The organism is Streptomyces sp. SudanB25_2051 (assembly GCF_964272635.1).
In the GTDB taxonomy this organism is placed as follows: domain Bacteria; phylum Actinomycetota; class Actinomycetes; order Streptomycetales; family Streptomycetaceae; genus Streptomyces.
In genome coordinates, this window is record NZ_OZ186787.1 from 6,220,291 (window position 1) to 6,238,033 (window position 17,743).

Here is a 17,743-nt window from a genome sequence, read left to right on the forward strand (position 1 = left end):
GCGGGCGGGCGCGGGGCCGGCGGCGGCCCCGTACGGGCTCCCATTCTCCCCGACCGGTTTCCGCGCCCGCCCCCGCCCCGCCAGGACCCGGATCAGGAGGCGGCGGTGGCCGCGCGGGCCTTGGCGATGACCGTGTCGAGGAGCGACAGCAGCACCCCGCGCACCTCGGCGCGGACCCGCGCGTCCACCATCAGCACCGGCGTCTGCGGGTCGCTCAGCCGCAGCGCCGCCCGGATCTCGTCGGCGGTGTAGGGCTGCTCCCCGTAGAAGCAGTTCGCCGCGACCACGAAGGGCAGGCCGCGGTTCTCGAAGAAGTCCACCGCCGGGAAGCTGCGGTCCAGCCGCCGGGTGTCCACCAGGACGACCGCGCCCAGCGCGCCCTGCAGCAAGTCGTCCCACATGAACCAGAAGCGCTCCTGCCCCGGTGTGCCGAACAGGTAGAGGACCACCCCCGCGTCGGTGAGGGTGATCCGGCCGAAGTCCATCGCCACGGTCGTCGACGTCTTCGCCTCGATGCCGTCCAGGTCGTCGACGCCGACCCCGGCGGCGGTCAGCCGCTCCTCGGTGCGCAGCGGCTCGATCTCCGAGACCGTCTCCACCAGGGTGGTCTTGCCGACCCCGAAGCCGCCGGCGACGAGGATCTTGACGGGGGCCGGCTCCTGGCGGGCCGCTGCGGGGTCATATCCGGGCAAGGTTGTCCCTGATTCTCATGAGCAGGTGGACGTTGGTGGTCTCGGCCCCCTCCAGCGGCGGCCGGTGACGGACGAGCCCGCGGTCCGCGAGCTCACCGAGCAGGAGCGTCATCGGGGTCAGCCGCATGCCCATCCGCGCGGCGATCTCGGCGACGGCCCGCCCCTCCGGGGGCGGGCACAGCGCCAGGACCCGCTGCCACTGGGTGGGCAGCCCGTCGTGGGCTTCGTCGCCGGGCGCGACCGCCGCCGTGATGGTGGTGTCCATGGTGAGGACGGTCCGCGGCGCGGCCGTACGGCCCTCGGTGAGGGCGTACAGCCGCGGCCGGCGGCCCGGACGCTGCGGCGCGTCGGCCATTACGCGCCGGTCGGCGACGAGGGCGCCTGCGCGCGCTCCGGCGTGGCCAGCCACTCGCCGAGCGCCTGCGCCGTCCGTACGGCCTCGCCGCCCAGCTCGCCGAGGCGCGCCTTGCGGGACGTGACCACGATGAGGGTGCTGCCCTCCCCGCAGCCGACGATGCAGAGGTACCGGTCGTCCATCTCGACGAGCTGCCGGATCACCCGGCCGCCGTCGATCTCTCGCGAGATCGCCTTCATGGTGGACGCGATGCCCGAGGCGGCCGCGGCGACGCGTTCCGCCTGCGGACGGTCCAGCAGGTAGGCGCTGAGCTTGATGCCGTCGTTGGACAGCAGCACGGCGCCCTCGATGCCGGCGATCCTGCTGAGGTTGTTGTCCAGAACGCTGTAGATCATGTCGTTCGTCGTTGTCATGGCTGATCCTGTCGGAGTTCCGCTTCCACTTTCCGGGTCCCGTCCTCGTAGTCCGCCCAGGCGTCCGCCACCTCTTCGGGGGTCGCCTCGGCACGGTCGTGTGCGCTGGTGCCGCCGTTTCGCGCGCCCGCGCCGTCCGCCCCGGCGCGCGGGTTGCGCAGCTCCTCGGCCATGTGGGTCTGCGGGACGCGTTCGGGCAGCGGCGGGCGGGTGCCGCCGGGCGCCGTGCCGGCGCTCGGTGCCTTCGCCCTCGGGCGGGCCGTCCGCACGGGCAGGGCGGCGCCCGGGTGGAGGACCAGCTCCGGCCTGACGGCCGCGTCGCCGCGTACCACCTCGTCGCCGGCCGCGCCGTGCTCCGCCCGCTGCGGCACCGGGCCGGCCGCCCTGTCCCCGGCCGGGTCCGCCGCGGTGTGCCGTGCCCGGCCGGCGGCCTTGCCGGGTGCCCCGATCCGCGCCGCGTCGTGTGCCGGGTCCGGCGCCCCCGCCCGCGCCGTGTCGTGTGCCGGGGCCGGGACGGCCGCCGGGGCCCGGCGCGCCGGGAGGGGTACCGGTGCCGGGGCGGGGGCGGGCTTGCGTACGGCACCGTCCGCGGTCGGGACGAGCAGCCGCCCGGGGATGACCACCACGGCCGACGTGCCCCCGAACACCGAGCGGCGCAGCGTCACGGTGGCGCCCAGCTGGTCGGCGAGGTGGCCCACCACGAAGAGGCCGAGGCGGTGCGCCTCCTCCGCGAGGACCGCGTACGGCGGCGCCGAGTGGAGGCGGGCGTTCATCTCCGCGTACCGCTCGGGGCTGACGCGCGGGCCCCGGTCCTCGATCTCCACGGACAGCCCGTCCGCGACGAGCTCGGCGCGGACGACCACCCGCGACCGGGGCGGCGAGAAGCGGGTGGCGTTGTCCAGCAGCTCGGCCAGGAGATGGCTGACCTGGCTGATGACACGGGGCTCCACGCTGATCTCGTCCAGCGCCTGGCGGTCGATCCGGCGGAACTCCTCCACCTCGGCGGCCGCCTCGAGCAGCAGGTCGGCGACGCGCATCGGCTCGGTGTGCGGGTCGGGCACCTCGCCGCCCGCGAGGATGAGCAGGTTCTCGATCTGGCGGCGCATGCCGACGGTGAGCTGGTCCGCCTTCATCAGCTGTGCCAGCAGCGCCTCGTCGGCACCGAAGGTGTCCTGGAGCTCCTCGGTGAGGCTGAGCTGACGGCTCACCAGGTTGCCGGTGCGGGAGGCGATGCCCGCCGCGAAGCTGCCGAAGCCGTGGCGTTCCGCCGCCAGTTCGCGGTGCCCGTCCACCGAGACGGCGACGACCCGCGCGAACGCGTCGCTGATCTGCCCGACCTCGTCCCGGTCGCTGCGTACCGACGGCAGCGCCTCCTCGTCGACCGGGCGGCCGTCGCGGAGCCGGGCCACCACGTCCGGCAGGACCGTGTCGGCGACCCGCACCGTCCGGTCGTGCAGCAGCCGCAGCCTGCGCAGCACGGAGCGGGTGGTGGCCGCGACGACCCCGACGACGGCGAGCAGCCCGGCCGAGCTGAGCGCGATCAGCCAGGTCACCTCGGTCTCCAGGGCGGACGCCTTCGCGTCGCCGTGCGCGAGGAGGCCCTTCGTCCGCGCGGCGTTGAGCGCTTCGAGCTCGGCGCGCCAGGAGGCGTGGGTGGTGGACCAGCCGGTCACCTCGCGGGGCAGCCGCACCCCGGAGGGCAGGTCCTTGTGGTCGGACAGGATGTGGTTCTCGATGCGGGTCTTGGCCTGCCAGGCGCCCGACCCGACCAGCCGCGCGTACCGCTCCGCGTCCTCGGGCGGCAGGTACGGCGCGATGGACTGGTCGTACAGGTACCGGTGCGCGCCCACCAGGTTGAGCAGCTCCGCGAACCGGGACGCGGACAGCTCCCGCGACGGGCCGGCCAGCGCGATCGCGGTGTCCTGCTGGGCCAGCATCTCCGCCGCCGAGAAGAGGGAGACCACCACCTGGCTCTCCTGCGTCAGCTCGCCGTCCTCGGTGTGGCTGAACGCGTCCTGGTAGAACCGGATGACCTGGCTGATCAGCCCGTTGAAGTAGGCGACGGTGGTGTCGGGGTAGCCGGTGCGGGAGTCCATCCGCTCGCGCTGGCCGGGGAGCGCGTCGAGGCCCTCCCGGATCTCCAGGAGCCGCCGGTCCGCCTCCTGGGAGCCCGCGCCCCCGAGTGCGGCGGCCCGGCGGAACGCGGCGGCCGCCCGGTCCGTGGCCGCCCGCCGGGCCGTCAGCTCCGACTCGGGCAGGCCGGGGTCGCTCCAGTGCGCCGCGGTGGCGCTGCGCTCCGCCTGGAGGCCGGTCATCAGCGTGTAGAGCGGCAGGCCGATCCGCTCGCCGGTGTCCACGTCGGAGCGCAGGTGCTCCGACTGCTCGAGCAGCCGGTCGGCGGTGACGACGACCTGGGCGCCCATGGCGAGGGTCGGGACGACGGCGAGCATGACGAGCAGGGTGCGCAGGCGCACGGTGCGCCGCCGACGGCGGGTCGACGGGCCTCGCGTGCCCTCGGGTTCCATGGCAGACATCGGCCCTCGGGAGCGGGAGCGGGGACAGGGCGGCGACCGGTATCGGCGCAGCCCTGGGGAAGGGCCGGGGGGACCGCCGGTCCGGCTCCGGTGACGCGTGGGGGTGCCGATCATAACCAGCCAGATCCGGTTCGGGTCAGGTTGTCATGATGATCGGAACGTGCTATTCCGCGAGCGTTCCGCAGCGCTATGCGGACGATTGAGGGCGTATCAGGCGTACGCCTCAGTCGTGCGGACCTCCGGTCGCCGGGCCGGGGAGCACCGCCCGGAGCATCCCGCCCCGCTCCGGGCCCTCGGCCTCCACCCGCACCCCGAAGCCGCGGCTCACCCGGTCCAGCGTCCCCCGCAACCAGTCGCGCTCGGCCGCCGACGCGTGCTCCAGGCGCAGCCGCCGCGCCCGCAGGGGCGCCATCCGCAGCCCGAGCAGCGCGCCCGTGTCCGCGTCCAGCGCCGCCAGGTACAGCAGGCGCAGCTCGCCGCGGAACTCCTCGTACCCGCCGATCCCCTCGTAGTCGTCCACCAGGTCCCCGCAGCCGTACAGCACCGGCCTGCCCCGGTACACCTCCAGGGGGCGCGGGTGGTGCGAGGAGTGGCCGTGCACCACGTCCACCCCGCCGTCCACCAGCGCGTGCGCGAACCGCCGGTGACCGTCCGGCACCCCGTACCCCCAGTTCGACCCCCAGTGCACGGACACCACCACGAGGTCGCCCGGCCGCCGTACCTCCCGCACCCGCCGCACGACCTCACGGGCGGCCTCCCCGGTCGCGGCGGGCACCACGTCCACCCCCGCCCGGCCCGGAGCGGCCGCCCACTCCTCCGGTACGCCGCTCGACGGCATCCCGCACGCGAACACCAGCACCCGCCGCCCGCCCGCCGCGCCCGGCACGGGAACCGCGGCCGGACGGCGCGCCTCCGGGCGTCCCGCCCGGCGCCCGCCGTCCGCAAGCCGGCCGCGTGCAGCGCGTCGAGCGTGTCCAGCAGCCCTTCCCGGCCGAAGTCCAGGACGTGGTTGTTGGCCAGCACGCACACATCGGGCCGGGCGGCCGCCAGCGACGGCAGGTTCTCCGGGGACATCCGGTAGTGCACCGCCTTGTCCGGCCACGGGGCGCCGCGCCGGGTGACGCTCGTCTCCAGGTTCACCACCCGCACGTGCGGCGCCGCCGCGTCGAGCAGCGGCAGCGCCTCGCCCCACGGCCAGGACGGGTCGGCGGGGCGGGGCACGGGACCGTTCACGGCCTCCGCGAGGGCCACGTACGCGCGGGCGTCCGCGACGTACTCCTCCCACAGCGCCGGATCGCCGGGACGGGGCAGGATCTGGTCGACTCCGCGCCCCGGCATCACATCGCCGCAGAGGAACAGGGTCACCGCCGACTCCCCGCTCATCCCTCCACCGTAGCCCCGTGCGAAGGACCGGCCACCCCGCGATCGACCGTCTGTACGGGGCGTCGCTATGATCACGCGCGGCAAGGCTGTAGCGCAGAGGTCGTCGCGCCCACGCAGCAAGCTGGAGGACGTCGGTTCGAATCCGACCGGTCTTGCCGCCTTCTCATCGTGGAGACGTCGAACGCCGGGCACCGGCGCGGAAAACCGGTGGAGTGGTGATGACGGAGCCGACCCCTTCCCCCCGCGACGGCCGCGCCCCCCGGGCCCCGGTTCCGTTCACCGGTGAGGGCCGCGCCCCCCAGGCCCCGGTCACCTGTCGCCGTGAGGGCCGCGCCCCCGAGCCCCCGGCTCCTTCCCGCCGGGCGGGCCGCGACGCCCCCGAGGCCCCGGTCCCCGTGCGCTGCCCGGCGATCGAGCACCCGGCCCCGCCGCTCGCCGACCCCGCCGCACTCGGCCCGCTGCTCGCCCGCCTCGCGGCCGCCGACCCGGTGGCCGCCGACGAGACGTACCCGCTGGGCACCCTGCGCGCCGACGGCCGTATCGACCTGTGCAAGCAGGGCCTCGGCCCCGACGGCGCGGCCCGCGTCCTGCCCGCGGCCGCCGCCTCCCCGCACGCCGCGCACCTGCTGCTCGGCACCAACGGCATCGGCGACGACGGCGCCCGCACGGTCGCCGAGGCCCTGGGCCCCGGCCACGGCCTGCGCACCCTCTACCTCGGCTGCAACCGCGTCGGCCCCGCGGGCGCCGCCGCCCTCGCCGCCCGCCTCGCGGACGACGACACCGTCCGCGCCCTGTGGCTCAAGCGCAACCCGGTCGGCGACGACGGCGTACGCGCCCTCGCCGACGCCCTGCGCCGCAACACCGCCCTGCGCACCCTGGACCTCGTCAACACCGGCCTCACCACGGCCGGCCTGCGCGCGCTCCTCGACGCGCTCACCGCCCGCGAACGCCCCCTGGAGCGCCTCTTCCTCGGCGGCAACGGCCTCACCGCCGACGCCGCGCCGCTCCTCGCCGCCCTCGCCCGCGACGCCGGGGTGACCGAGCTGTACCTCCCGGCCAACCACCTCCGCGACGAGGGCGCCGCCGTACTCGCCGCCGCCGCGTCCGCCGAACCGGCCCGGCCCCTCCACCTCGGCCTCGGCGGCAACGGCATCGGACCCGGAGGCGCCCGCGCGCTGGCCGCCGCCCTCCACGGCGTCGAAGCCCTCGACCTGGGCCGCCCCCGGTCGGAGCGCAGCCTCGGCGCGCCCCCCAACCACACCGGCGACGAAGGCGCCGCCGCCCTCGCCCGCGCCCTGCCCGGCAGCCCCCTGCGCACCCTCGAACTGCGCCACACCGGGCTCACCGGGCGCGGCGCGAAAACCCTCCTCGCCGCCGTCCCCGACGACTCCGCCCTGGAGTACGTCGGCCTCGGCCCCGGCCTGCCCCGCCGCGTCAAGCGCGACTTCCGCCGGCGCGTGCGCCCCGCACGGCCCGCACACCCCGACCTGCGCGCGATAGGAAGTGTCCACCGGTGACCCTCCCGCCACCCGACGAGGCCTCCTCCTGGCGCCGGGCCCGCCGCCACGCGGTGCCCCGCTGGATGATCGAACGGGCCACCGCGCACCGTCTCGCCGGGGACTGGGCCGCGGCCTGCGCCACCGCGCACGTCGACGTCGCCTTCGACCCGGCGGCCGTCGCCCGCCGCCACGGCGCCGGCACCGCCGCCGCGCTCCTCGACGACCTGCGCCACCTCGCGCCCGACCTGCTGCGCTGGCACCTGCCCCGCGTCCTGGGAGGCCGGACCACCCTCGCCACCGGCATCGACGTCGTCATCGCCGCGTACGGAACACCCGGCCCGTGCCTGTACGTCACCACCCCGCGCATGAGGTCCGGCCCCCAGCGCCTCACCCTGCGCTTCGGCGCGCCCCGCGGCCCCCTGCCGCGCCGCCCCGCCCTCACCCACGACTGGACGACCGCCCGCCACCTGTGGGACGCCCGGCACGCGGACGACCTGCGCGAGCGCGTCGGCGGCGGCCCCGACCGCGCCCCCTTCTGCCACCCCGACGGCACCCTGCGCACCGCCCGCGAACTGCCCGCCGCCGACCCCGGCCCCGGCGACCCCGCCGGGCGCAGCGAGTGGATCGACCTCGCCTTCCACGCCGGCGACTACGAGGGCGCCTTCACCGCCGCGGGCATCGACTACGACCCGACACCGCCGCGCACCCGCTACCGTCCCGCGCCCACCAGTCCCCGCGCGCTGCTGGGCTCCCGCCACATGGACGTCGCGCGGGTCGCGGCCGAGGTGCGGCGCCTCGCCGCGCACGGACGCGGCGAGCGCTTCCTGATCCCCCTCGGCTGGCAGACCGTCCTCCTCTTCGAGCCGTCCGGGCCCGGAGCCGACGCGGAGGTCCGCATCAGCGAGGCCGTCCGCGAGGACGTGGACGGCGTGCCCGAGCTGGCGGAGGCGCACTGGCGGCGCCTGCCCGACCTGGACCTGCTGCGCGGCGGGGGAGTGGCACCCCGTGAACTGCACCCGCTCGTCACCCGCTCCCTGTTCCCCGCCCTCGACGCCGGGGAGTCCCGGCCCGAACCGGCGTACGGCCCGCCCGGCCCCTGCCCGCCGCCGCCGGTCCGGGTGCGCTGCCGCGGCGAGTGGCACGAGGTCTCCTTCCGCGACGGCGCCCTGCGGATGCCCCACACCGAGGACGAGCAGCGGCGCGAGCGGGCGCTGAGCGCCTTCGGCGGCGCCGTCACCGGCTGCTTCGCCGTCCAGCGGGCGTGGACCTCCCGGGGCTTCAGGCTCCCCAGGGCGCTGGACGCGCTGCGCAAGGAGCTGTTCCTGCGCGCCCAGCACGGCGACACCCCCGGTGTGACCGCCCTGCTGGACGCGGGGCTCGACCCGCACGTCCGCCACGCCGACGGCCGCACGCTGCTGCACGTCCTCAACCTGATGGACCACGAGGAACTGCTGCCCCGGCTCCTGGCGGCGGGCGTGAACCTGGAGGCCCGCGACGCGCTCGGCCGCACGCCGCTGTTCACGGCCGTCAACGACCGGGGCAGCCGGGCCCTGGTCGACGCGCTGCTCGCCGCCGGGGCCCGCGTGGACGTGCTGGACCACCAGCAGCGCTCGCTCGCCCACCTCGTGCGCATCTACGGCCGCCGGGACCTGCGGTTCCTGCGCGAGCGCGTCCAACGGGACCACCCGGGCCTGGGCTCGGCCTGGTGGGAGGAGTACGGCGGGGTCGACGCGGAGCCCCAGGACGACGAGACCGGCCCGTCGGGCCGAACCGGCCCGTTCGCGGAAACCGGCCCGTTCGACGGGCCCCACCCGTCCGGAGGGTCCCACCCGTCCCGTGGGTCCCACCTGCCCGGCGGGTCCGGCGGCGACGACGTGAAGGACGAGGCGTGACCACCACCCCGCTCGCCGCCGCCGACGCGCTCAACGCCCGTATCGGCGCCACCCGCACCGAACCCGCCGCCAACCCCCGCCTGGAGGCGCTGGCGCTCGCGGTCACCGCCAACCAGCCGGTCCTCCTGTGGGGCGAGCCCGGCATCGGCAAGTCCGCCGGGCTGGCGCAGCTCGCCGCCGGGCTCGGCCTGCCGCTGGAGACGGTCGTCGCCAGCGTCCACGAGCCGTCCGACTTCGCGGGCCTGCCCGTCATCGGCGACGACCCGGCCACCACCGGTGTGCCGATGGCCCCGCCCGACTGGGCGGTCCGCCTCGCCCGCACCGGTCACGGCCTGCTGTTCTTCGACGAGTTGTCGTCCGCGCCGCCCGCCGTGCAGGCCGCGCTGCTGCGCGTCGTCCTGGAGCGCCGGGTCGGCAGCCTCGCCCTGCCCGAATCCGTGCGGATCGTCGCCGCCGCGAACCCGCCGTCCAGCGCGGCCGACGGCTGGCACCTCAGCCCGCCGCTCGCCAACCGGTTCGTGCACCTGCGCTGGACGCACGACCCGCGCACGGTCGCCCGCGGCATGGCCGGCACATGGCCGGAGTTCCACGTCGGCACCGTGGACCCCGCGAAGGTGCCGGGCGCGGTGGCGCGGGCCCGCGGCGCGGTGTCCGGCTTCCTGACCGCCCGCCCCGGCCTCGTCCACCACCTGCCGGACGACGCCGAGAGCCGCGGCCGGGCCTGGCCGTCGCCGCGCACCTGGGAGATGGCGCTGCGGCTCCTCGCCGCCGGGTACGCGACCGGCGCCGGCCGGGAGGCCCTGGCCGCCGCGCTGACCGGCGCGGTCGGCGAAGGCGCGGGCATCGAGCTGCTGTCGTACCTGGAGCACCTGGACCTGCCCGACCCCGAGCGGGTGCTCGCCGACCCCGGCGCGGTGAGCCTGCCCGAGCGGGGCGACCGCCAGCTCGCGTTCCTCATCGCCGTGGTCTCCGCCATCCAGAGCGACCTCACACGCGAGCGCTGGGAGGCCGGCTGGGCGGTCCTCGCCAAGGCCGTCGAGGCGGGCGTGCCGGACGTCGCCGCCCGCGCCGCCACCGACCTGGCCGCGATGCGCGCCCCCGACTGGCCCGTACCGCCGGGCATCGACGCGTTCGTGGACCTGCTCCAGCGCTCCGGCGCCCTGCCGGGCTGAGACGGGGCCCCGCATGGCCGCCCAGCAGCCCGCCGCCCCTCAGCCCGGCCCCGCCACGCCGCACCCCGCCCCCGCATCGGCGGACCCGCACCCCGGCCCCGACACACCGCACCCCGCTCCGGGATCGGCGGACCCGCACCCCGCTTCCGGACCGGCCGCCGCCCCGGCCCTGGACCGGACGAAGCTGCTGGCCGCGCGCTACCGCGCGGCCACCGACCGCCCGTATCTGGCGTCCGCCCTCTACGCGCTGACCGTCGTCGAGAGCCACCGGGTGCCCACCATGGGCGTGGACCGGCACTGGCGGGCGTACGTGTCGCCCGCGTTCGTCGCCGCCACCCCGGTCGCCGAGCTGGCCGCCGTCTGGCTGCACGAGGTGGCCCACCTGCTGCGCGACCACCACGGCCGCGCCGACCGGCTCCCCGCAGCCGACAAGCACGACCGGTACCGGGTGAACGTCGCCCAGGACTGCGAGATCAACGACGACCTGATCGCCGACGGCCTTCCCCTCCCCGCCGGACGCGTCGAGCCCCGCCTGTACGGCCTGCCCGAGGGCCGGATGTTCGAGGAGTACGTCACGGCGCTGCCCCCGGATGTGCGCGGCCACGACTGCGGGTCGGGCTCGCACGGGCAGCCCTCGCCCTGGGACCTCACCGGCCCGGAGGGACCCGCCCGGATCGGCGGCGCCGAGGCGCAGGCGCTGCGCCGGACCACCGCCGAGGCCATGCGCGCCCACCTGCGCGGCCGCGGCACGCTGCCGGGCGGCTGGCAGCGCTGGGCGGAGCGGGTGCTGGAGCCGGCCGTGGACTGGCGCAGGGCGCTCGCCGGCGCGGTGCGCGAGGCCGCCGCGTGGGCGGGCGGCGCCGTCGACTACACGTACCGGCGTCCCTCCCGCCGCTCCGCGGCGCTGCGCGGCGTCGTCCTGCCGAGCCTGCGGCGCCCGCTGCCGCGGGTGGCCGTCGTCGTGGACACCTCCGGCTCGATGGGCGACGCCGAACTGGCCGCCGAGATGGCGGAGGTCACCGGGGTGCTGCGCGAGGTGGGGGTGCGCGGCAACCGGGTCACGGTCCTCGCCTGCGACGCCGCCGTGCAGGCCGTGACGCGGGTGGCCTGCGCCGACGAGGTCCGGCTGGGCGGCGGCGGGGGCACCGACCTGCGTGTCGGCATCGAGGCGGCGCTCGCCCGGCCCGAGCGCCCCGGCATCGTGGTCGTCCTCACCGACGGGCTGACGCCGTGGCCCGACCGCGAGCCGTCCGGCTGCAGGATCGTCGCCGCCCTGATCGGTGCCGGCGCCCCCCAGCCGCCCGCCTGGGTGGAGGCGGTCCGCGTCCCCCTCACGGGCGGTCCGTAGCCCGCCCGGCGCTCCGTAGCCCGCCCGGCGCTCCGTCAGGCGCCGGCGTCCGCCGGCCGCGGCAGCCCCAGTCCCAGCGCCACCATGCCGATGCCGAGTCCGAAGTGCAGCCAGTTGTCCGCGGTGTTGACCGGGACGAAGTTGGCCGCGCTGTCCAGGTCGATGATCACGCCGTACACGGAGAGCGCCAGATAGATCAGCCCGCCGACGACGAGGTACGCGCGGGCGTTGACGGCCGTCCGGGCCGAGACCGCCCCGGCCACGCCGAACAGCAGATGCACGATGTTGTGGAGGACCGACACCTGGAACAGCCCGAACAGCTTCGCGTCCGACTCGTGCGACGCGAACGCCAGCGAGTCGTAGCCGCTCGTGACCCCCGGGACGAACCCCAGCGCGCCGAACAGCAGGAACACCACCCCGACGAGCAGCGCCGCACGCCGCACGGGGGAACCGGACACCGACGTCCCGCGGGATGCGCTGCTCATGGCCATGCCCTTCCACCAGACGACCGGAACGGGCCGCTCCACACCTCGCGGCCCGCCGACGGGTACCCCCGCCGGGCCCCCGCTCACCGGCCGGCCGCGACCCGGCGGACCCGCGCCGGGACCCCGTCGGATCGTACTCGCACCTCCCGACCCGCCCCCGGCCCTCCCCGGGCGCTGTGATCCACTGAGCGCGGGCGGCCGACCGGAAGAGCCGGCCGGGAGCCCGGGCCCCGCAGGCAGCCCGAAGGCTCCGCCCCGCGAGAATCCCGACACACCGCAGGAAGCCCGACAGGAGGAGCAGTGCCCACGTACCGCCAGCCCGGCGTCGTCCTCACCGACCACCACTTCACCGTCCCCCTCGACCACGACGACCCCTCCGGTGAGAAGATCGAGGTCTACGGACGCGAGGTCACCGCCGCCGGACCGCCCGACACCGACCGGCTGCCGTGGCTGGTGTACCTGGAGGGCGGCCCCGGCAGCGCCGCCCGCCGGTTCTTCGGCAAGCAGGCGTGGCTCGCGCGCGCCGTCCAGGACCACCGCGTCCTCCTCCTCGACCAGCGCGGCACCGGACGCTCCACGCGGGCCGACCGGCAAACGCTGGCCCTGCGCGGCGGGCCCGCGGAGCAGGCCCGCTACCTGGCCCACTTCCGCGCCGACTCCATCGTCCGCGACTGCGAGTTCATCCGCCGCCGCCTCACCGGCGACGCGCCCTGGACCGTCCTCGGGCAGAGCTTCGGCGGCTTCTGCGCCACCCACTACCTGTCCACCGCCCCCCACGGCCTCGACACGGTCGTCATCACGGGCGGCCTGCCGTCCCTCCACGCGACGGCCGACGAGGTGTACCGCGCCGCCTACCCCCGCATCCGCCGCAAGAACGAAGCCCACTACGACCGCTACCCACAGGACGTCGACCGGGCCCGCCGCATCGCCGAGCACCTGGCCGCGCACCCCGTGGTGCTGCCCGGCGGCTACCGGCTGACGGTCGAGGCGTTCCAGTCCCTCGGCATCCTCCTCGGCGGCGGCGACGGCAGCCACCAGCTGCACTACCTGCTGGAGGACGCGTTCGTACCCACCGCGTCCGGCCCGGCGCTGTCCGACGCGTTCCTGGAGGCCGTGCAGTCCCACCTCTCCTTCGCGTCCCGGCCGCTGTACGCCGTCCTCCACGAGGCCATCTACGCCCAGGGGCAGGGCCCGACGGCCTGGGCCGCCGAGCGCGTACGCGGGGAGTTCCCCGAGTTCGACGCGGCGGCGGCGCTCTCGGGCGACGACCCGGTCCTGTTCACCGGCGAGACCATCCACCCCTGGCACTTCGACGTCGACCCGGCCCTGCGCCCCCTGAGGGAGACCGCCGAACTCCTCGCCGCCCGCGCCGACTGGCCCGCCCTGTACGCCCCGGAGCGCCTGGCCGCCAACACCGTCCCCGTCGCGGCGGCCGTCTACCACGACGACATGTACGTCGACGCCGCCCACTCCCTGGAGACCGCCCGCGCCATCCGCGGGCTGCGGACCTGGGTGACGGACGAGTACGAGCACGACGGCGTCCGCGCGAGCGGCACCCGCGTCCTGGACCGCCTGCTGTCCCTCGCCCGCGGCGAAGCCTGACAACCGGTACGCCCGGTGAGCACACCGGCGGGGGCGCCGCGCCCGTATCCTGCGCCCATGAGCGATCAGGACAACGAGCCGACGGACCGTCAGGGGCCCCCGCCGCTGCGCCCGATGCCCGAGGACTGGCACAGGGCGCTCGCCGTCGTCGCACACCCCGACGACCTGGAGTACGGCTGCTCGGCGGCAATCGCCGGGTGGACCGACGCCGGGCGCGAGGTCGTGTACGTGCTGGCCACGCGCGGCGAGGCCGGCATCGACACCCTCGCGCCCGCCGTGTGCGGGCCGCTGCGCGAGCGGGAGCAGCGGGCCGGCGCGGCGGTCGTCGGCGTCGAGACGGTGGAGTTCCTGGACCACAAGGACGGCGTCATCGAGTACGGCACCGCCCTGCGCAGGGACATCGCCGCCGCGATCCGCCGCCACCGCCCCGAGCTGGTCATCACCCTCAACCACCGCGACACCTGGGGCGGCGTCGCCTGGAACACCCCCGACCACGTCGCCGTGGGCCGCGCCACCCTCGACGCGGCGTCCGACGCCGGCAACCGGTGGATCTTCCCGGAGCTGACCGAGCAGGGCCTCGAACCGTGGGACGGGGTGCGCTGGGTCGCCGTCGCCGGTTCGTCCCGCCCCACCCACGCCGTGGACGCCCGGCCGGGCCTGGAGCGCGCCGTCCGCTCCCTCCTCGAACACCGTACCTACATCGAGGCGCTGACGGACGAGGAGCCCGAGGCGTACTGCCGCACCTTCCTCACCGGCGGCGCGGAGGCGGCAGCCGACCGGTTCGGCGGCGTGCCCGCGGTCACCTTCGAACTGTTCCCGCGCTGACCCGCCCCGGTGGCCGCCGTGCCCGTGTCCCGCCCCGGGCGGCGCCCGCCGGGCGGGGCGGCGGGTGCGCTCTCCGGGGGCGGGCGCGGCCTCCGGGGCGGGGGATTCGCGGGCCGTACTGTTCCCAGCGGGCAAGCGACCGCTTAGTATGCGAGCCGTTGCGGTACTGCCCGACTCTCTGTGGAGGCCCCGATGCAGGCATGGCGCGTACACCAGAACGGCGAGCCCGGCGAGGTGATGCGGCTGGAGGAGGCCGAGCGGCCCGTCCCCGGCCCCGGACAGCTGCTGCTCAAGGTGAGGGCGGCGAACGTCAACTTCCCCGACGCCCTCCTGTGCCGCGGCCAGTACCAGGTCCGGCCCCCGCTGCCGTTCACCCCGGGTGTGGAGATCTGCGCCGACACGGAGGACGGCCGCCGCGTCATCGCCACCCCGGCGCTCCCGCACGGCGGGCTCGCCGAATACGCGATAGCGGACGAGGCCGCCGTGTTCCCCGCCCCGGAGACCCTGGACGACGCCGAGGCCGCGGCCCTGCACATCGGCTACCAGACCGGCTGGTTCGCCCTGCACCGCCGCGCCGCCCTGCGCGAGGGCGAGACCCTCCTCGTCCACGCCGCGTCCGGAGGCGTCGGCAGTGCGGCCGTACAGCTCGGCAAGGCGGCCGGCGCCCGCGTCATCGGCGTCGTCGGCGGCGCCGACAAGGCGGCCGCGGCCCGCGCGCTGGGCTGCGACACGGTCATCGACCGGCGTACCGACGACATCGTCGCCGCCGTCAAGGAAGCGACCGGCGGCCGGGGCGCCGACGTCGTCTACGACCCGGTCGGCGGCCCCGCGTACGCCGCGTCCGCCAAGTGCGTGGCGTTCGAGGGCCGTATCGTCGTCGTCGGCTTCGCCAGCGGCGACATCCCCGCGCCCGCCCTCAACCACGCCCTGGTCAAGAACTACGCGATCCTCGGCCTCCACTGGGGCCTGTACCAGCAGAAGGACCCGGCCGCCGTCCGCGAGTGCCACGCCACGCTCACCGAATACGCCGCGAAGGGCCTGATCAAGCCGCTCGTCAGCGAACGCGTCGCCCTCGCCGACGCCGCGTCCGCCGTCCAGCGCGTCGCCGACGGCACGACCACGGGCCGCCTCGTCGTCCTGCCCGCCGCCGACTCCGCCCCGGCCGCCGGGGACGCCGCCGGCCGCGGCCGGGAAGGGGCCGCACGATGACCGTCACCGAGGCGGACCTCCGCGACCGGGTACGCGCCCTCCTCGCCGCCCACCCGCCCGCCACCACCGACCGCGCGGCCTTCCTGAACGCCCGGTTCGACGCGGGCCTCGCCTGGGTCCACTACCCCGAGGGGCTGGGCGGCCTGGGCGCCGACCCCGCCCTCCAAGCCGTCGTCGACGCCGAGCTCTCCGCCGCGGGCGCCCCCGACAACGACCCCCGCCGCATCGGCATCGGCCTCGGCATGGCCGCGCCGACGATCCTCGCCTACGGCACGGAGGAGCAGAAGCGCCGCTTCCTTCGCCCGCTGTGGACCGGCGAGGAGGTGTGGTGCCAGCTGTTCAGCGAACCGGGAGCCGGCTCCGACCTCGCCGCCCTCGCCACCCGCGCCGTACGCGGCGACGACGGGACCTGGCTGGTCGACGGCCAGAAGGTCTGGACGTCCAGCGCCCACCTCGCCCGCTGGGCCATCCTCATCGCCCGCACCGACCCCGACGCGCCCAAGCACCGCGGCATCACCTACTTCCTGTGCGACATGACCGACCCCGGCGTGGAGGTCAGGCCGCTGCGCCAGATCACCGGCGAGGCCGAGTTCAACGAGGTGTTCCTCACCGGTGTACGCATCCCAGACAGCCACCGCCTCGGAGAGGTCGGCGACGGCTGGGCGGTCGCCCGCACCACCCTCATGAACGAGCGCGTCGCCATCGGCGGCGCCCGCATCCCCCGCGAAGGCGGCATGATCGGGCGCGCCGCGCACACCTGGCGCACCCGCCCCGAGCTGCGCACCCACGATCTGCACCGGCGCCTCCTGGACCTGTGGGTGGACGCCGAGGTCGCCCGGCTCACCGGAGAGCGCCTGCGCCAGCAGCTCGCCGCGGGACGCCCCGGCCCCGAGGGCAGCGCCATGAAACTCGCCTTCGCCCGCCTCAACCAGCAGATCAGCGGGCTGGAGGTGGAACTCCTCGCCGACGAGGGCCTGCTGTACGACGACTGGACCATGCGCCGCCCCGAGCTGGTCGACTTCACCGGCCGCGACGCCGGCTACCGCTACCTGCGCTCGAAGGGCAACTCCATCGAGGGCGGCACCAGCGAAGTGCTGCTGAACATCGTCGCCGAACGCGTCCTCGGACTGCCCCCGGAGCCGCGCGACGACAAGGACGTGCCGTGGAAGGACCTCGCCCGATGACCGACCTGCTGTACTCCGAGACCGAGTCGGACCTGCGGGCGGCCGTACGCGCCCTGCTCGCCGACCGCGCCGCCCCCGCCACGCTGCCCGGCCGCCTGGAGGGCCGGGGCCCGCACGACGCGGAGCTGTGGCGCGCCCTCGCCGGGGACATCGGCGCCGCCGGCCTCCTCGTCCCCGAGAAGCTCGGCGGCCAGGGCGCGAGCCACCGCGAGGCCGCCGTCGTGCTGGAGGAGCTGGGCCGCGCGGTCACCCCGCTGCCGTACCTCACCAGCTCCGTCGTCGCCACGCGCACCCTGCTCGCCCTCGGCCCGTCCGGCGAGGCCGCCGGGCTGCTCGCCGACCTCGCCTCGGGCCGCCGCACCGCCGTCCTGGCCGTCCCCCTCACCGCCACCGCCACCGACGCCACGTCCGCCGACCCGGCCGGCCCCGCGGGCGCGATCCTCGCCGTCGCGGACGCCGTACTCGCCGATGTGCTCCTGGTGCCGCGCCCGGACGGCCTCCACGCGGTGGAAGCCGCCGACGCGGACATCCGCCCCCAGACTCCGCTCGACCTGACCCGCCCCCTGGCGGCCGTCACCGTCGCGGCCACCGCGCCCGGCACCCGGCTGGCGGACGCCGGCACCTCCCGCGCTGCCCTCCGGTCCGGGCTGCTCTCGGGGGCGGGCCTGCTCGCCTCCGAACAGCTCGGGCTCGCCGAATGGTGCCTGGAGGAGGCCGTACGGCACACCCGCACCCGCCACCAGTTCAACCGCCCCGTCGGCTCCTTCCAGGCCCTCAAGCACCGCATGGCCGAACTGTGGCTGGAGGTCGCCGGGGCCCGCGCCGCCGCCCGCAACGCCGCCGACGCCCTCGCCACCGACAGCCCGGACGCGCCCCTGGCGGTGGCGGTCGCCCAGGCGTACTGCTCCCGCGTCGCCGTCCACGCGGCGGAGGAGTGCGTGCAGCTGCACGGCGGCATCGGCATGACCTGGGAGCACCCGGCGCACCTCTACCTCAAGCGCGCCAAGTGCGACCAACTGGCCTTCGGCGCGCCCGGTCACCACAAGGACACCGTCGCCGCCCTCGCGGACCTTCCCGCCCCCACCCCGTAAGGAGCCGCTCCCGTAAGGGTCCCTTGACGACACGCCCCTGTACATGCTGTTTAATTGCG

General features: G+C 76.3%; 14 protein-coding genes, 1 tRNA gene and 1 pseudogene. 10 read left to right on the top strand and 6 right to left on the bottom strand.

The genetic code is table 11. The features are described from left to right. Positions 1 to 92: 92 nt before the first annotated feature. From ACSUPT_RS27350 to ACSUPT_RS27370, 5 genes and pseudogenes are all read right to left on the bottom strand, one after another. Positions 93 to 692 (bottom strand): GTP-binding protein, encoded by a 600-nt coding sequence (locus ACSUPT_RS27350; RefSeq protein ID WP_403504586.1) that lies wholly within the window; start codon positions 690 to 692, stop codon positions 93 to 95. Then, a complete protein-coding gene (locus ACSUPT_RS27355; RefSeq protein WP_351964145.1) occupies positions 679 to 1,047 on the bottom strand; it encodes a DUF742 domain-containing protein in 369 nt (122 codons plus the stop codon). Before ACSUPT_RS27355 ends, ACSUPT_RS27350 begins: the two co-directional genes overlap by 14 nt. Continuing rightward, a complete protein-coding gene (locus tag ACSUPT_RS27360; protein ID WP_351964146.1) occupies positions 1,047 to 1,460 on the bottom strand; it encodes a roadblock/LC7 domain-containing protein in 414 nt (137 codons plus the stop codon). Before ACSUPT_RS27360 ends, ACSUPT_RS27355 begins: the two co-directional genes overlap by 1 nt. Beyond that, positions 1,457 to 3,994, bottom strand: a complete 2,538-nt coding sequence (locus ACSUPT_RS27365; protein WP_436945939.1) for a nitrate- and nitrite sensing domain-containing protein — start codon at positions 3,992 to 3,994, stop codon at positions 1,457 to 1,459. The genes ACSUPT_RS27360 and ACSUPT_RS27365 overlap by 4 nt, the downstream gene beginning before the upstream one ends. Positions 3,995 to 4,217: 223 nt before the next feature. Further along, positions 4,218 to 5,377 (bottom strand): annotated as a pseudogene (locus ACSUPT_RS27370) (CapA family protein). An 82-nt stretch (positions 5,378 to 5,459) separates the two neighbouring features. Here ACSUPT_RS27370 and ACSUPT_RS27375 point away from each other — a divergent pair. The 5 genes from ACSUPT_RS27375 (at position 5,460) to ACSUPT_RS27395 (ending at position 11,288) form a co-directional block, all read left to right on the top strand. Further along, positions 5,460 to 5,532 (top strand) — tRNA-Cys (locus ACSUPT_RS27375). 63 nt (positions 5,533 to 5,595) lie between these two features. Further along, positions 5,596 to 6,894 carry a gala protein gene (locus ACSUPT_RS27380; RefSeq protein WP_436945941.1) on the top strand — a complete coding sequence of 433 codons (1,299 nt, stop codon included), beginning with the start codon at positions 5,596 to 5,598 and terminating at the stop codon, positions 6,892 to 6,894. Then, entirely contained in the window at positions 6,891 to 8,768 is a 1,878-nt protein-coding gene (locus ACSUPT_RS27385; protein ID WP_436945942.1) for an ankyrin repeat domain-containing protein, read from the top strand. Before ACSUPT_RS27380 ends, ACSUPT_RS27385 begins: the two co-directional genes overlap by 4 nt. Beyond that, positions 8,765 to 9,940, top strand: a complete 1,176-nt coding sequence (locus tag ACSUPT_RS27390) for an AAA family ATPase (RefSeq protein WP_403503517.1) — start codon at positions 8,765 to 8,767, stop codon at positions 9,938 to 9,940. The genes ACSUPT_RS27385 and ACSUPT_RS27390 overlap by 4 nt, the downstream gene beginning before the upstream one ends. Positions 9,941 to 9,953: 13 nt before the next feature. After that, complete coding sequence (locus ACSUPT_RS27395) at positions 9,954 to 11,288, top strand: vWA domain-containing protein (RefSeq protein WP_436945944.1); 1,335 nt, start codon at positions 9,954 to 9,956, stop codon at positions 11,286 to 11,288. Positions 11,289 to 11,323: 35 nt separating this feature from the next. On the opposite strand, the gene ACSUPT_RS27400 is transcribed toward ACSUPT_RS27395, so the two are convergent. After that, positions 11,324 to 11,773 carry a DUF4383 domain-containing protein gene (locus ACSUPT_RS27400; RefSeq protein ID WP_403503523.1) on the bottom strand — a complete coding sequence of 150 codons (450 nt, stop codon included), beginning with the start codon at positions 11,771 to 11,773 and terminating at the stop codon, positions 11,324 to 11,326. Between the two features lie 300 nt (positions 11,774 to 12,073). On the opposite strand from ACSUPT_RS27400, the gene ACSUPT_RS27405 reads away from it, so the two are divergent. From ACSUPT_RS27405 to ACSUPT_RS27425, 5 genes are all read left to right on the top strand, one after another. Beyond that, positions 12,074 to 13,375, top strand: coding sequence for an alpha/beta fold hydrolase (locus ACSUPT_RS27405; RefSeq protein ID WP_436945945.1), 1,302 nt, complete (start codon positions 12,074 to 12,076; stop codon positions 13,373 to 13,375). A 57-nt stretch (positions 13,376 to 13,432) separates the two neighbouring features. Beyond that, the gene (locus tag ACSUPT_RS27410; RefSeq protein WP_361663014.1) at positions 13,433 to 14,200 is read left to right on the top strand and encodes a PIG-L deacetylase family protein; all 768 of its coding nucleotides are present in this window, start codon (positions 13,433 to 13,435) and stop codon (positions 14,198 to 14,200) included. A gap of 192 nt (positions 14,201 to 14,392) precedes the next feature. After that, positions 14,393 to 15,409: an NADPH:quinone oxidoreductase family protein gene (locus ACSUPT_RS27415; protein ID WP_361663011.1), complete on the top strand. Its 1,017-nt coding sequence runs from the start codon at positions 14,393 to 14,395 to the stop codon at positions 15,407 to 15,409. After that, positions 15,406 to 16,593: an acyl-CoA dehydrogenase family protein gene (locus ACSUPT_RS27420; protein WP_351964157.1), complete on the top strand. Its 1,188-nt coding sequence runs from the start codon at positions 15,406 to 15,408 to the stop codon at positions 16,591 to 16,593. Before ACSUPT_RS27415 ends, ACSUPT_RS27420 begins: the two co-directional genes overlap by 4 nt. Further along, entirely contained in the window at positions 16,590 to 17,684 is a 1,095-nt protein-coding gene (locus tag ACSUPT_RS27425; RefSeq protein WP_436945948.1) for an acyl-CoA dehydrogenase family protein, read from the top strand. The genes ACSUPT_RS27420 and ACSUPT_RS27425 overlap by 4 nt, the downstream gene beginning before the upstream one ends. Positions 17,685 to 17,743: the final 59 nt, after the last annotated feature.